This is a genomic window from Psychrobacter sp. CR212 (assembly GCF_059693765.1).
The window spans coordinates 979,316-993,516 of record NZ_JCATIF010000001.1 but is presented as its reverse complement, the minus strand read 5'-3'; the positions used below and the strand labels follow the sequence as shown (position 1 = coordinate 993,516).

General features: G+C 42.3%; 13 protein-coding genes. 3 read left to right on the top strand and 10 right to left on the bottom strand.

All coding sequences use genetic code 11. The features are described from left to right. The first annotated feature begins 60 nt into the window (after nucleotides 1-60). Nucleotides 61-1,503 carry a M16 family metallopeptidase gene (locus AC58CZ_RS04230; protein ID WP_286708168.1) on the top strand — a complete coding sequence of 481 codons (1,443 nt, stop codon included), beginning with the start codon at nucleotides 61-63 and terminating at the stop codon, nucleotides 1,501-1,503. A gap of 132 nt (nucleotides 1,504-1,635) precedes the next feature. Here AC58CZ_RS04230 and AC58CZ_RS04225 read toward each other — a convergent pair whose 3' ends face one another. Together AC58CZ_RS04225 and AC58CZ_RS04220 are read right to left on the bottom strand one after the other, a co-directional pair. Continuing rightward, entirely contained in the window at nucleotides 1,636-2,229 is a 594-nt protein-coding gene (locus AC58CZ_RS04225) for a hypothetical protein (protein ID WP_143007420.1), read from the bottom strand. 254 nt (nucleotides 2,230-2,483) lie between these two features. After that, nucleotides 2,484-3,386 (bottom strand): D-Ala-D-Ala carboxypeptidase family metallohydrolase, encoded by a 903-nt coding sequence (locus tag AC58CZ_RS04220; RefSeq protein ID WP_223334207.1) that lies wholly within the window; start codon nucleotides 3,384-3,386, stop codon nucleotides 2,484-2,486. Between the two features lie 348 nt (nucleotides 3,387-3,734). On the opposite strand from AC58CZ_RS04220, the gene rodA reads away from it, so the two are divergent. Continuing rightward, complete coding sequence (rodA, locus tag AC58CZ_RS04215) at nucleotides 3,735-4,877, top strand: rod shape-determining protein RodA (RefSeq protein ID WP_284719396.1); 1,143 nt, start codon at nucleotides 3,735-3,737, stop codon at nucleotides 4,875-4,877. 909 nt (nucleotides 4,878-5,786) lie between these two features. Beyond that, the gene (locus AC58CZ_RS04210; RefSeq protein ID WP_071001681.1) at nucleotides 5,787-6,401 is read left to right on the top strand and encodes a septal ring lytic transglycosylase RlpA family protein; all 615 of its coding nucleotides are present in this window, start codon (nucleotides 5,787-5,789) and stop codon (nucleotides 6,399-6,401) included. Nucleotides 6,402-6,491: 90 nt separating this feature from the next. On the opposite strand, the gene radA is transcribed toward AC58CZ_RS04210, so the two are convergent. The 8 genes from radA to miaA form a co-directional block, all read right to left on the bottom strand. Further along, nucleotides 6,492-7,928: a DNA repair protein RadA gene (radA, locus tag AC58CZ_RS04205; protein WP_240366385.1), complete on the bottom strand. Its 1,437-nt coding sequence runs from the start codon at nucleotides 7,926-7,928 to the stop codon at nucleotides 6,492-6,494. A gap of 267 nt (nucleotides 7,929-8,195) precedes the next feature. Continuing rightward, nucleotides 8,196-8,975 (bottom strand): LPS export ABC transporter ATP-binding protein, encoded by a 780-nt coding sequence (lptB, locus tag AC58CZ_RS04200; protein ID WP_071001684.1) that lies wholly within the window; start codon nucleotides 8,973-8,975, stop codon nucleotides 8,196-8,198. Between the two features lie 66 nt (nucleotides 8,976-9,041). Next, nucleotides 9,042-9,524: a lipopolysaccharide transport periplasmic protein LptA gene (gene lptA, locus AC58CZ_RS04195; protein ID WP_223334273.1), complete on the bottom strand. Its 483-nt coding sequence runs from the start codon at nucleotides 9,522-9,524 to the stop codon at nucleotides 9,042-9,044. Nucleotides 9,525-9,677: 153 nt separating this feature from the next. After that, nucleotides 9,678-10,262, bottom strand: a complete 585-nt coding sequence (gene lptC / locus AC58CZ_RS04190) for an LPS export ABC transporter periplasmic protein LptC (RefSeq protein ID WP_058024069.1) — start codon at nucleotides 10,260-10,262, stop codon at nucleotides 9,678-9,680. Then, nucleotides 10,259-10,825 (bottom strand): KdsC family phosphatase, encoded by a 567-nt coding sequence (locus AC58CZ_RS04185; RefSeq protein WP_071001685.1) that lies wholly within the window; start codon nucleotides 10,823-10,825, stop codon nucleotides 10,259-10,261. Before AC58CZ_RS04185 ends, lptC begins: the two co-directional genes overlap by 4 nt. Nucleotides 10,826-10,901: 76 nt before the next feature. After that, nucleotides 10,902-11,894 (bottom strand): KpsF/GutQ family sugar-phosphate isomerase, encoded by a 993-nt coding sequence (locus AC58CZ_RS04180; RefSeq protein ID WP_071001686.1) that lies wholly within the window; start codon nucleotides 11,892-11,894, stop codon nucleotides 10,902-10,904. A gap of 220 nt (nucleotides 11,895-12,114) precedes the next feature. Then, on the bottom strand, nucleotides 12,115-12,645 hold the full coding sequence (gene hfq / locus AC58CZ_RS04175) for an RNA chaperone Hfq (RefSeq protein WP_223334203.1): 531 nt from the start codon (nucleotides 12,643-12,645) through the stop codon (nucleotides 12,115-12,117). Between the two features lie 404 nt (nucleotides 12,646-13,049). Then, entirely contained in the window at nucleotides 13,050-14,198 is a 1,149-nt protein-coding gene (miaA, locus tag AC58CZ_RS04170; RefSeq protein WP_340050160.1) for a tRNA (adenosine(37)-N6)-dimethylallyltransferase MiaA, read from the bottom strand. Nucleotides 14,199-14,201 lie beyond the last annotated feature (3 nt).

Below are 14,201 nucleotides of genomic sequence, written 5' to 3'. Positions count from 1 at the left end.
AATCTCTCATTAAAAAAGCTATCATACCTTAGTACCAGCATAGTTTTTGCATTGAGTATATTGGCTAATACTGCCCAAGCCGACACTACAGGCGCTGAAGATTACCGAGCCCCTACTGCTGTTGATGCAAGTGCGCCGATTGCAGCTTTATCTAAACTTACCAGTATCGATGATGCCAAATCTTTAAAAGTCACAGTGCCAACGATTCAAGAGTTTAAGACCAAAGCTGGTGTTCCTGTCATGTTCGTTCAGACCACAGCCTTACCGATCGTCGATGTGGACTTACGTTTCAACGCTGGTAGTGCCCGTGATGGCAGCATCAGTAAAGACGGTTTTGGCATCGCCAACATGACCGCAACGATGCTTGAGCAGGGTTCCAAAAGCTTAGATGAAGATGCGTTCACGCGTGCTGTTGAAACACTAGGCATCAATCTAGGCAGTAGTGCCTATAAGGATATGTTCATTGTTTCGCTACGCAGCTTATCAGACGATAAACACCTTTTACCAGCTGTTGATTTGATGACGCAAATGGTGAGTGAGCCTACGTTTAATGACGAGGTATTAGCACGTAACAAGTCACGATTACTCGTTGGCTTACAGCAGCAAAAACAAGACCCTGGCAGTCTTGCCAGTATTGCCTTTGATAAGGCTTTATACGGCAGTCATCCTTACGCTCATCCCTCAGTCGGTACGCTAGAGAGCGTGCCAACTATCCAGAAGCAACAGCTGATAGACTTTAAAAATCGGTATTTAGTGGCGGCAAATGCCTCTATCGCTATGACAGGCAATCTGACCTTGGTACAGGCGAAAAAGCTGGCTGAAGATATCACGATTAAACTATCTGCTGGTCAAGCTGCCGCTGATTTACCTGAGCCTAAACCTCTCACTAAATCACAGCACATTCATATCCCCTTCCCAAGTACCCAAACTACCGTATTGATGGGGCAATTAGGCAGTAAACGTGCAACCAATCCAACAGCCCAGCAGCAGCAAACCAATTTTGCGGTTGGTAACGAGGTAATGGCAGGTGGTGACTTTAATGCCCGTTTGATGACTGAGATTAGACAAAATCTCGGGTACACCTACGGTATTTCAGGATCAATGAATCCGATGCTAGCACGCGGGCCTTATCAGATTGGCTTTTCGACACGTAATGACAAAGCACGTGCGGCAATCGATGCAAGCTTAGCGGTTATCGATGACACGTTAGAAAAAGGAGTCACTCAGGACGAGATACGCCTGACCAAAGACAATCTCAAAAATAGCTTCCCGATGGGTTTTGCAAGTAACGCAGGGATCAATGGGTTGTTAGGAATGATGAATTTCTATCAATTGCCAAACACTTACTTGGCCGATTATGTCAACCGTATTGATCAAGTCACGCTGTCAGGGGTCAACAAAACGCTGCGCGATACCTTAAATCCGGATAACTTTTTAATCGTGACAGTTGGGCAAGACGATCCTTGGAAGGGGATAGAAGCTACGACAAAAACGACCAAATAACAAGAGGGAAATAAGCTAGGTTAAATTCACTCAGTTAGATAACAAATAGCGTGAGTGATGAGCGATTCAGTATGCCCGACTCATCACTCATGTGTTTATTATCTTGTGACTGACTTGTGCTATCAAAAAAGACTACGAATACTCTTTATCAGAGTTATCAGAAATGGTCATTACGATGTCGTAATTGAGGTTTTGAGGCTTATAGGTGGCACCATTATAGCTCAGTCGAATGATATGCTTGTCGTAAGACATGACCTTATAACCACCATTAGCAAAGTTATGTAGCGCGGGGACTATAAGTAAGGCCTCGATTTGGCGATTGTTGGTGGCGACTGAAATATGCTGACCCTCTCGAGGATATAGAAAATAGTCACAATAATCGTTTACCATTACTTCTGCAACGCGCTCAATAACCTGACTACCCTGTTCTTCTATCAACTTTGGGCATACATCAGCGCGCTCTGAGGCCAAACGAGCATAAGAGTTTCTAATACTGTCTTCAATGTTTTCAGAATTTTGTGCGATGCTATCACGTGTTAGCGCAGCTTTATCTGTCACCAGCGAGCTGTTTTCAGGATAGGGTTCTGGACTGCAGGCACTCACCAATAATATGGAAAATGATGCCATTCCTATTAATGTGGTGTAAATATATTTTGAGCGAAAAAAACGTTGTTTCCTTTCATTCGATTTACTGCATCTTGCAACTGCTGAATGCTGCTTTGTCATAAATCCCGCTTATATTAACCATAATCTTCTTCTTTGAAGAGTGATAAGGATATAAAGATAGTAAATGAAAATATTCATATTAGAACATAAATATTAAATTCCAAACAATTTTTTGGTGAACTTGCGCGTCTAGCCAGCTCATCCTATTAATCATTTAGCTGTAAAATTTATAAGCGATATTATACTGTTTCTCGTTTTTTTATTGTCACTAATTTGAGTGTGCGCTTGCTTATGACGCGTTAACCCTTAGCTATCTAATAGCGACAATAAGAGCTACTACTGGTATGGTTAAAACCCCATTTACGATAACCATCGGTATCTAGATGAATCGCACCTGTGGCATATAAACCCAAGCCAAAGTTGTAAGACTGTCCTTGATATTGCCAAAACTGGCACAGGCCATCCTGCATCGTACTAAGCCGCCATAGGTTGTCTTCGTACTCTGGCACCCAAATATCCATGGCACTTGCATTCATATGCTTGCTACTGCCAGCACCGCCAGCACAGTCGTTCAGCCCAGGGCTACGATACACCGAGCGTATCTCAGTACTTAAAGGCAAAATGCCTTGATTTTTTAGCTCACTATAGAGGTGTAGTGTTGGCACGATATTGGCCCACAACTCTCGCGGTGGCAGCTGATAAGGCTCATAACCGCATTTGTCCCAGCTGCGCGCGGTGGTAAGTAGCTGAGACAGTGGTGGTACATTTTGTGCACCCACACGTGCGCTCAAATAGCGCTGATATTCGGCTACTTGCCTAGCACGGTAACTGTTACTGTTGAGCCATGCATTAAAGTCCATGCTCGTAAGATCGTTATTAGCACTATTATAGGTGTTATTCGTTGTGCTGTAGCTGTTATTACGGTAAGTTGTATTATAAGTCGGTCTTCGTTGATTCACATTGACGCGTTTGTTTTCCTCGATAGACAGACTGGCATCAATTTCAAAATCACGCTGCTTTTGTGCAATCAAGCTTTGCATACTATCGCCATTTGATGCATTTGCGCCACTTAACATAGTGACACCAGGGCGCTGACTAGAGACATTGTTAGAAGGCGATATATAAGCATTGCTAGTGTCGCCACTGCCTTGACGCACTTCGATACGGCGTTCACTACTATCAGTTATAATAGCGGCATGAACACTGATGCTACTCATACAAACAACCAGTGCAAGAATAGGCTTCTGGATTTGTCCATAGTTATGGTTTTTTGATTTTATCATTGCAGGAATCTACCGCTAAAAACGTTTTATCGATACTATCAAATTTTCAGCAAGCAGGCTAAACTATCGCCTCTAATCTGAGGCAGGATATTCGTAATTAACACTTATCCTTATCACTTTTATAATTACGTGACTTTATTGCCTAGATGTTAAGTATCTGCTTGTTTTTTTGTCCGTGGGCTTCTATTAGAATAGAGACCATCAAATACTCATCACATATTTTATATAAGACAGCTTAGATAACCTCTCCCTTTTACTCCAACTGCTAGCCAAATTTTGCCTATGTCTTCTAACCCGCAATACCGTTTTTCACGTCAGAGCCATCACTTAGGCCAAGGTCATGCACCGACGATCTGGCAACGTATTCACATCGATCCGTGGTTGACCTTGCTTTTGTTAACGGTTTGCTGCATTGGCCTGACGATTTTATATAGTGCTGCCAGTCAAGACATTGGCATGGTCATACGTCAGATGGTAAGTTACGGTGTGGCATTCACCGTAATGTTTGCGATGGCACAAATACCGCCAAGCCTTTACCGTACCTTTACGCCTGTGTTTTATGTATTGGGTCTTATATTATTGGTATTGGTTGATATCATTGGTGAAGTGCGTATGGGTGCTCAGCGCTGGATCAACTTACCTGGGTTTGGTAGTGTGCAGCCGTCTGAGTTTATGAAGCTTGGGATGCCGATGATGTGTGCTTGGTTTTTGTCCAAGCGTGATCTTCCGCCATCACCGACCAGTATTGCCATCACTCTGGCATTGATTATCGTTCCTGTATTGCTGATTGCAAAAGAGCCTGATCTTGGCACTTCGCTTTTAGTCGCTGCTAGTGGCATTTTTGTGCTGTTCTTGGCGGGCCTATCTTGGCGTCTGATTTCTGCTGCTGTGGTTTTAGCGATACCTTTTATTGCGTTTGCTTGGAACTTTTTGTTGCATGATTATCAGCGTACGCGCGTCCTAACCTTACTCAATCCTGAAGCCGATGTACAAGGTGCTGGGTGGAATATTATCCAATCAAAGACAGCCATTGGGTCAGGCGGGCTCACTGGCAAAGGGTATTTAGAAGGCACACAGTCGCATCTGCATTTTTTACCAGAAGGTCATACTGACTTTATTATTGCAGCTTTTTCTGAAGAATTTGGTTTACTAGGTGTCATGCTGCTGATGTTTATTTACTTTTGCCTTTTGTCGCGTGCCTTGTATATCGCTTTCACCCATCCTGACATTTATAGCAGGCTGCTTGCGGGCGCTATTGCCATGTCTTTCTTCGTTTATATATTCGTCAATGTCGGTATGGTTGGCGGTATTTTACCTGTTGTTGGCGTACCCCTTCCTTTCATCAGCTATGGTGGTACCGCTATCGTGACTTTGATGGCAGGTTTTGGCTTATTGATGTCGATTCACACTCACAAATCTGGTTAAAAACACTGATAAACAATACCTTATATATAAAACATTAGTAAATTATCATTGAAATATGACAAACACACATCATTTATATCTCTCAAAAACACTGAGCATAAAATAAAGCACTCTCGCATGACTAATGACAACAAAGTTTAGATTAAATCAAAGTATCAGCGATTTTGCTACTATTAATATTTTGTTACTTTTAATAGATACTACATAATCCCCATTCATGACCAGCCTATCAAAATGCTGTCATGAGACATAAAGTATTGTTATTTAATTACTTGTATCATACTGTCATTAGCAGTGATTTTTTTAACCAAAATGAATTGCAAATCAAGGCTGAAATATTTTATTTCTTGTTTTTTACAAAAAATTGCGTTAACCTCGTTTTACTGTACTTTGATACATAACCCGTACATAGCCACTAACAAAATTTGCATTTAATTATACTTTGGTTGTAGATTGGTCGTATAGTTAGCATCTTGTAGATTTCAGACTTTCAAATACACTACTTAATTAACGGTTTAATAACAAAGCATCACGCAAAAACTTTTAAACCCTTCATTACTTTAGCAATATCAGAAAGTTTGTATATCGGAAGTTTTATAGATACGACATATAGTGACATTGGTACTTACTCTCTAAGTTAAAAATAAGTACTCAATGAATATCGCTGACTATCATTTAAGCATGTTCTAAGTAACTACGGTCATTACTACCGCTACTTATGATCATAAAATGAAAAATTACCATATATTGAAACCTGTAAGAGTCTCGCCCTAAATATTAATCGCTATCAAAACAATAGATTAATATAAAGATTCTAGAGTTTGATTCACTGTTAGATTGGTCTAACGCTGTCATACTCAATCTAAAAATTTAGAGTTAGGTTTTGGTGTATAAGTTATAGAGGTATTTATGAATAAGCGTTTATCTGGTTTACTTACAATGTCGGCAGTTTTATTCGCTGGCTCTGCAGTTGCTACAAATGTAAATGCTGTAGAAGCAAAAACCTCCCTTGCGATGATTTCACAAGATAACGCCTCCCATATCGATCGTGTACTTGGTGAGCTTAGCCGTCAGCATGATGGTGCATCAAGTTTGGTCAAATCAGCACGTCAGCCTACTTCATTAGCACTTAGTAGTTCACTATTAGCGAGTGATACCACTCAAGTCACTAATGATGAAGATGTGTTAGAGCGTCTAACCGCAGTAGCCTCTAATTCTGTTAGTAAATTTAAGCAAACTGGTCTTGCCTCTTGGTACGGTCGTAAGTTTCATGGTCGTAAAACTGCTAGTGGTGAAACTTTTGATATGAATGGTTTGACGGCAGCACATCGCTCATTACCACTCAACTGCTATGTTAAAGTCACTAATAAAACTAACGGTAAAAGCGTTGTAGTAAAAGTGAACGATCGTGGTCCATTCCATGGCAACCGCGTATTAGATTTATCGTATGGTGCAGCTAAGCGCCTAGGTATCACTAATAAAGGTGTCGGTAATGTCGCTATTGAGCGTGTTTCAGGACCTTAGTTTTAAAACTTATAGCATATAAAAAAGCCCTTAACTTATCATGAGTTAAGGGCTTTTTTGATCAAATCTTTTTATACTTTTCAAGATTGGTTATAACTCAAACGCACTTTCGATGGCATCGTCAAGACGTTCAACAGCAATCACATTGATACCCTTAAACTGAGGAGCTCCTTTAGCAGGTGCATTGGCCTTTGGAATAATCGCATGTTTAAAACCATGCTTCATTGCTTCTTTCAAGCGTTCTTGACCATTCGGTACTGGACGGATTTCACCAGATAAACCGACCTCACCAAACACTGCTAATGACGATGGTAATGGCTTTTCTTTGATGCTTGAGGCACATGCCAACAACACTGCCAAATCAGATCCAGTCTCTATGACTTTGACGCCACCAACAACGTTGACATAGACGTCTTGTCCACTGGTATGAATACCACCGTGACGATGCATCACTGCTAGTAGCATGGACAAACGCTGGAAGTCCAAACCCAACGCCATGCGTCTAGGCTGTCCTTGGGAGTCATCCACCAACGCTTGCACTTCAACCAGTAATGGCCTAGTCCCTTCACGGCTAACCATAACAACAGATCCAGCAACGGGCTTATCATAACGGCTCAAAAATATCGCTGATGGGTTGGCAACTTCTTTGAGTCCCATGTCAGTCATGCCAAAAATACCCAGCTCATTAACCGCACCAAAACGGTTTTTGACTGCACGAATCATCCGAAAACGTGAGTCAGACTGACCTTCAAAATACAATACCGTATCGACCATATGCTCAAGTACACGTGGGCCTGCTAAAGTGCCTTCTTTCGTCACATGTCCCACTAAAAATAGCGCTGTACCTGTTTGCTTTGCATAGCGCGTTAAGATCGCGGCAGACTCTCTGATTTGACTGACGCCGCCTGGTGCAGAATTGATGGCGTCAGTATAAATAGTCTGGATAGAGTCAATAATAGCGATGGCTGGCTGCTCTTGGGTCAAGGCCGCACAAATGGTTTCTACATTGGTTTCTGCGAGTACGCGAAGTCTATCAGCAGGTAAATCTAAGCGTTTGGCACGCATAGCTACTTGTGCAAGTGACTCTTCGCCAGTCACATAAAGCGCGCTACCTGCCAAAGAATCGGCACGTGCCATATTAGTCGCTGTCTGCAACAATATGGTTGACTTACCAATACCCGGGTCACCACCGATTAGTACGACAGAACCAGCTACCAATCCGCCACCCAGCACACGATCAAACTCGCTAATGCCTGTTGGCAAGCGTGTGTCTAGCGTCACACTGACTGCGTTAAGTGGCATAACTGCGCTGTGAGTGCCAGAGTAGTTACCAACTGGTGCAGCAGTACTACGAGAAGTGGATCGGCCGGCATTAGGCTTGGCGGTATTTTTATTGTGATGCGGCATACTGACATTTGGCGCTTCTACCAAGCTATTCCATTCGCCGCAATCTGTACACTGCCCTGCCCATTTGCCAAAATGCGCGCCGCAATTCTGACAGACATAACTGCTTTTATTTTTTGCCATAAATGATGAGCCTTATCCAGATGATTAGTCGAGAATAATGAATAAAATATCGTACGCTCTTTGATGAGTAGGAATGTAAGAGTGTTTGTCGCGATCAGCCAGTTGTGAGTATCGAAAGCTGTATCTGATAGAAGGGAGAGCGTTAAGCGTAGGTTATTCTAAATATAATGAAAATGTTGACTGCTGGCTTTATCAGTTAGTTGCAATGCTAAAATCAGCAGTTCGTGTAGATAAGAATATGAGTAAAAAATGATTTAGCACAGCGGGCTATACTTGAAAGTCTTTACCTAAGTAAACAGATTTGACCAGATCATTTTCTAAGACTTCCGATGAAGTACCTTCGGCAATGATAGCCCCTTCTGAAACAATATAAGCCTTTTCACAGATGGCTAACGTATCACGAACATTGTGATCAGTGATTAAGACACCAATACCACGATTTTTCAGTGTCAAAACAACATCCTTGATATCGCCAACAGAAATGGGGTCTACACCGGCAAATGGCTCATCCAATAAGATAAATTTAGGATCCGCCGCTAGCGCACGAGCAATTTCACAGCGACGACGCTCGCCGCCTGACACACTCATTCCAAGTGAGGTACGTACATGTTCTAAATGAAATTCGCCAATCAGCTTTTCAAGCTCTTGCTGCTGCTCAGCTTTACTTAATTCTGTACGAGTCTGCAAAATCGCCAATATATTGTCTTCGATAGATAATTTACGGAAAATCGACGCTTCTTGCGGCAAATAACCAATACCAGCACGAGCACGCTCGTGCATAGCGTATTTAGACAGATCCATTTTTCCTAGAGTGACACGGCCCTTATCCATATTGACCAGTCCCACCACCATGTAAAAACTGGTCGTTTTACCAGCACCATTCGGGCCTAGCAGTCCAACAACTTGGCCTTGCTCAACAGAAAACGAGACATCTTTGACTACCCAGCGCTTGCCGTAACGTTTACCCAAATTTTGCATAGTCAAGCGAGCGACAGGCGCCGTATTGCTATTTGATACTGAAGAATCTATATTTTTATTGTCACTCATAGCTTACTCTTGCTTTCACGATATTCGTATACTACCAAAAACCTATTCATGCTTTGGTTGGCTAGGTTAGCGAACGCCACTTTGGTTGGTATTATTATTTGGTGGAAATACCAACTCTACTCGCTGATTACCACCAGCGGTCGCTTCTACATCACCTGCTTTTAGACTATAACGAATAACATTACCGGCAAAACTTGCCCCATTCTGAACCAGCTTGGCATTTCCTGTTAGAGTGATAATGCCAGATACCGCGTTATAATCAATCTTATTTGCCTGACCTTTTGCCAAGCCTTTTTCTTGCGTCACAACCTGCTGCATAGTTGCTGGACGACCCGTCGCTACCGCTGAATTAATGCTGCGCTGCTGCGAGAGATTGACTGTGATATTGTCCGCAGTCATTTTAAAAGTGCCTTGAGTAATAATGACATTACCTGAGTAACTAGTGACGCCAGTACGCTCACTATAAGTGGCCTTGTCCGCTAGCAGTTTGATTTGCTGATTGGCATCTGATGGCAGTGCATGGCCATACAATGGTAGGGCTAACAACATAAACGTTGGAACAACACGTAGCTTATGTGAGCAGATTGATGCGCATAAAGTAGGCAAAAATTTAGATTTCATATAATAACTCGTTTCATAATTGTTGATAGGATTTGCAAACTTCATGATGGCTGCTGTTTTAATGTAGTAGAAAACGCTAGTTTAAAATAATGCTTTGTCTTGACGATCAGCGGGCGTAAAAGCGACAGCAACTTGCCCAAACTCATATTCACCCGTTTCCAGATTGGCAGTCATGCTGGATGCTTCAAAACGATTCATCCCTTGTTCAATTTTGACGGGCTCATCGCTATACACTTGACCAGACTTTGTATTGCCTTTTAGGGTACTACCAGTCACTTTGATTGGCTCAATATCAGACGCCTCTTTATTACCTTCGCTAACCAGTGTAAAGCCACCTGATAAGCTCAACTCCCCTGTTTGCTGACTGATGGCTGCACTACCTGCTTGAATACGGTAGCGCTGCTCTGTTGACGGCTCCCAATTCATCGTGATGCCTGACATCTCATCCTGATTGGTCTCAGGATTATGCGTTAAAGACTCAGCAGTAAGTTCATACTCAGTTTCACCTTGCTCATTTGTCTGAACTGCTTTGATATCAGTGGCTTCATAATCGACATCTGTCGTCTCGATATTGACTGGTGGCGACACATCCCCTTGTTGCTGGAAAAACCAGCCCGCAATACCAGCAATAATCAACGCTAATATAATGAGAACACGTGTATTCACGACAGTTCATCCTGAGCTTGAGTTTCATCAAGCGTATAATGTGCAATAAAGTCTTGATAATGTCCGTACCCCTTTAAGATGAGATCACATACTTCACGTACTGCGCCGGTACCACCTGCTCGAGTGGTGACCATATCACTGCGTTTTATGACTTCCGCGTGTGCATTGGGTACGGTTGCTGCAAACCCTACCGTTTGCATCGCTTTAATATCTGGCAAGTCATCACCCATATAAGCGCAGTCGGCAGCAGTAATATTGAGCGCAGGGTCAAGAGACGATAATAACTCTTTTAGTGCAATGAGCTTATCATCCCGTCCTTGTACCACATGATTGACACCCATTTCTGTTGCACGTTTATCAACCATAGCGCTGCTACGCCCAGTAATAATAGCAGTTAAAATGCCATAACGCGCTAGAGACTTAACACCGACGCCATCCTGTACTGAAAACGCTTTGGTTTCGATACCATTTGCGTCGTAGATAATTTGACCATTAGATAAAATCCCATCGACATCCATGATCAATAGCTTTACTTGTCCGGCTTTTTTTATTAAATCTTGCATTATTTGTCTCTTTTTGACGAATATTTTTCTAACTATTTTATATGAAAAACCAATCGTTCTATCAACTATTAATGAATTACTTTACACCAGCTTGTAATAGATCATGAACCGTGATGACTGCTTCTAAACGATCTTCATCATCAATAATTAGTAATTGACTGATACCATTTTCATTCATGACACTCAAGGCATCCGATGCGCGCATTGTTTTACTGATATGGCGTGGGTTACTGACCATTACCTCATTCATCGGCGTTTGTAGATCAATACCTTTTTCAAGACCACGGCGTAAGTCACCATCTGTAAATACGCCAACGACTTTATCACTATCATCCGTCACCACGGTCATCCCTAAGCGTCCAGCAGACATCGTAAATAGTGCTTGCTGTAGCGGTGCTTGTTGGTGAATCAAGGGTAAGTCTTCTGACTTGGTATGCATTAAATCTTCGACACGCGTCAATAGTTGACGACCTAATGCGCCCGCTGGATGCGATAATGCAAAGTCCTCAGAAGTGAAGTTACGAGCATGTACCAAGGCGACCGCTAGAGCATCCCCTAACGCTAAGGTAGCCGTTGTACTCGATGTAGGGGCAAGATTGAGCGGACAAGCCTCTTGTGAGTGGCCAAGGGTCAAAACAATATCAGCCGCTCGTGGCAGCATACCGCGTTTATCTCGGCTGATACTAATTAGAGGGATGTGTAAGCGTTTGACCACTGGCAGTAGCATCTTAATCTCATCGGATTCACCAGAGTTCGAGATAGCAAGCAGTACATCACCTTTGACCAGCATGCCCAAATCGCCATGACCTGCCTCACCAGGATGCATAAAAAAAGCAGGCGTACCCGTCGAGGCAAAAGTCGCTGCTATTTTACGTCCAATCAATCCTGATTTACCCATGCCCGTTACTACCACTCGACCCTGACAAGCCAAAATAACGTCACATGCTTGTGCAAACCTGTCATCTATCTGCTCTGTCAACAATGCTAATGCAGATATCTCAGTATTAATCGCGTCAATAGCCGTTGTGATAAATTGCTCATGGGTCAAATCAGTTGTAGTATCGCTCATGGATCTGCTCTATTTTTATAATGAATCAACCTAGTATTTTACTATACTCTGTTTCATATTAATAATGGCCTACCATTTATATAATGGAGACAGCCATTATTTTTTACAGTAACTATCTGCTTATTTATATAAAAAAAACCCACTATGTTAGCAGGTCTTAATCGTATAAATCATGTCTTTTAATGTATAGTTGGATAATACACTCAATGCGTGCAGCTAATTAACTATTGGTATCATTCGATCCGTTGTCCGGCTTTTCTTCAAAGCCCGTACCGTCTGTCGATGCATCAAAACCACGATCCTGTCCAAAGCCGCCGCGCTCAAAACCGCGTTCCTGACCTTGTCCAAAGCTACCACGCTCAAAGCCACGTTCTTGACCTTGACTAAACCCTCCGCGATTAAATCCACTACGACTAGAGGCAAAACCACGCTCTTCAAAACCACCCGCAGCAGGATTGCTGCCACGCTCAAAGCCACCACCTTGATAGCCAGTTTGCGCTAAGCCTTGAGGTTGAGCGCCAGTACCTGTAGTGGTTGTACTACTACGCGGGTTACGAGCTGGCACTACGGTTGAGATGGCATGTTTATATACCATCTGACTGACTGTATTTTTGAGGAGTACAACATATTGATCGAACGATTCAATTTGGCCCTGCAGCTTGATACCGTTAACCAAAAAAATAGAGACAGGAATGCGATCTTTGCGCAGCGAATTCAAGAATGGATCTTGTAAAGTTTGTCCTTTTGACATGAAATCTCTCCTAAATATTATATAGTTATGTTTTGAGTGCCAATTATTCTAAGTGTCAATTTAATTATAGTGGCTAAAAGGTAGATACAATAATATGTTTTCTTTATAAAACGTATCTAAATAAATATTCATTGTTCTTAAGTTATTCCACTTTATCGCGAATACGTTATTATTGTAAATAATTAAGTAACTACTTGTTTCATCAAGCGTTTTTTCTGTAAAAGTTAATAGCTATCTACTACCAAGACAACTGTATTTGACGGCTACTATATCTGTAGTAATCTCAAATTATAACAGCTATCCATGCTAATTTTTGAAACTAATTGTGATTCTTTATTTATATATCAATAACGTGCTTTGAAAACGTAAAGTAAGACGCACGTTAATAAGATAAAAGCATGTTTTCAAAAAAGATAATCTCTTGCTTGTGCCATTGTTGTAAAGTTTTTTAGCACCATCCCTTTGGGGACCGCATCATCAAACTCAGATACAGCATCAGGCAATTGAGCAACTTTTCTAAGCCATGTATATTGGCGTTTTGCTAGCTGCCTTGTGGCATATAATGACTTATTTTGCATTTCCTGACAAGCAAGCGCTTCGGTCTCAGCATAGGATACATCTGGCTGAGCATTTGTGTAAACGCCCTCTCCTTGTATCTTATTTATGGCCATTAGGCTTTTAGAGTCTGCGAAGGCTTCATAAAATTGCGCTTTGTCCAAATGGGTTTTATCCAATACTGGATGCTGCGTACGAACGAGATATTCCAATACTTGGCGATAACCCACACAGCGCATCGACGGCATATTAGGGGTCAGCGGGTACTTCTCAAGTAAGCCAACAACCTCTGCCACTAACCCTTCTTGCCACATGATATCAAGGCGCTGTTCGATACGCGCATGTAACCACGGGCGGTCTGGTATCACTGACAATGCATGCCACTGCTGTTCTGGATGATGGGCCAAAGCTTGTTTTGGCTCACGCTGCCAGTCGCTTATGGGCCTATCTGTCTGCAAATAAACCTCAATTGCCCGAGTAATGCGCTGAGTATCCGTCGCATTCAAACGCTGATGGCTAACTGAGTCAACATTGCCAAGATAATCATATAAAGCACTGATACCTTCCTCTTGACGCCATTGTTCTACGCGTGCACGTACGCTGTCATCGCTATCAGGTACGGGAGACAGGCCATCGAGTAGCGCCATGTAATACATCATGGTGCCACCTACTAACAGCGGTATCTTTTTGCGCTCATGACACTCATCAATAAGACGTGCTACATCATCAACAAACTCAGCAACACTATAGCTTTGCATGGGATCAATAATATCAACCAAATGATGCGGATAACGCGTTAATTCATCTGCTGTTGGTTTTGCCGTACCAATATTCATATCGCGATATATCAGTGCTGAATCCACAGAAATCAGTTCAAAACGGCCTGTATCGTATAATTCATATGCTAATGCTGTTTTTCCGCTGGCAGTGGGCGCCATCAGACACACGACACTATTATCAGGCAGATTAGTAGAGACGCTATCAGACGAATATTGCATAGA

Excerpts from the sequence above, each read along its gene's own strand:
- AC58CZ_RS04225 (WP_143007420.1), bottom strand. The coding sequence starts at position 2,229 with ATGACAAAGCAGCATTCAGCAGTTGCAAGATGCAGTAAATCGAATGAA.
- AC58CZ_RS04220 (WP_223334207.1), bottom strand. The coding sequence starts at position 3,386 with ATGAGTAGCATCAGTGTTCATGCCGCTATTATAACTGATAGTAGTGAA.
- rodA (WP_284719396.1), top strand. The coding sequence starts at position 3,735 with ATGTCTTCTAACCCGCAATACCGTTTTTCACGTCAGAGCCATCACTTA.
- AC58CZ_RS04210 (WP_071001681.1), top strand. The coding sequence starts at position 5,787 with ATGAATAAGCGTTTATCTGGTTTACTTACAATGTCGGCAGTTTTATTC.
- radA (WP_240366385.1), bottom strand. The coding sequence starts at position 7,928 with ATGGCAAAAAATAAAAGCAGTTATGTCTGTCAGAATTGCGGCGCGCAT.
- lptB (WP_071001684.1), bottom strand. The coding sequence starts at position 8,975 with ATGAGTGACAATAAAAATATAGATTCTTCAGTATCAAATAGCAATACG.
- lptA (WP_223334273.1), bottom strand. The coding sequence starts at position 9,524 with ATGTTGTTAGCCCTACCATTGTATGGCCATGCACTGCCATCAGATGCC.
- AC58CZ_RS04185 (WP_071001685.1), bottom strand. The coding sequence starts at position 10,825 with ATGCAAGATTTAATAAAAAAAGCCGGACAAGTAAAGCTATTGATCATG.
- AC58CZ_RS04180 (WP_071001686.1), bottom strand. The coding sequence starts at position 11,894 with ATGAGCGATACTACAACTGATTTGACCCATGAGCAATTTATCACAACG.
- hfq (WP_223334203.1), bottom strand. The coding sequence starts at position 12,645 with ATGTCAAAAGGACAAACTTTACAAGATCCATTCTTGAATTCGCTGCGC.
- miaA (WP_340050160.1), bottom strand. The coding sequence starts at position 14,198 with ATGCAATATTCGTCTGATAGCGTCTCTACTAATCTGCCTGATAATAGT.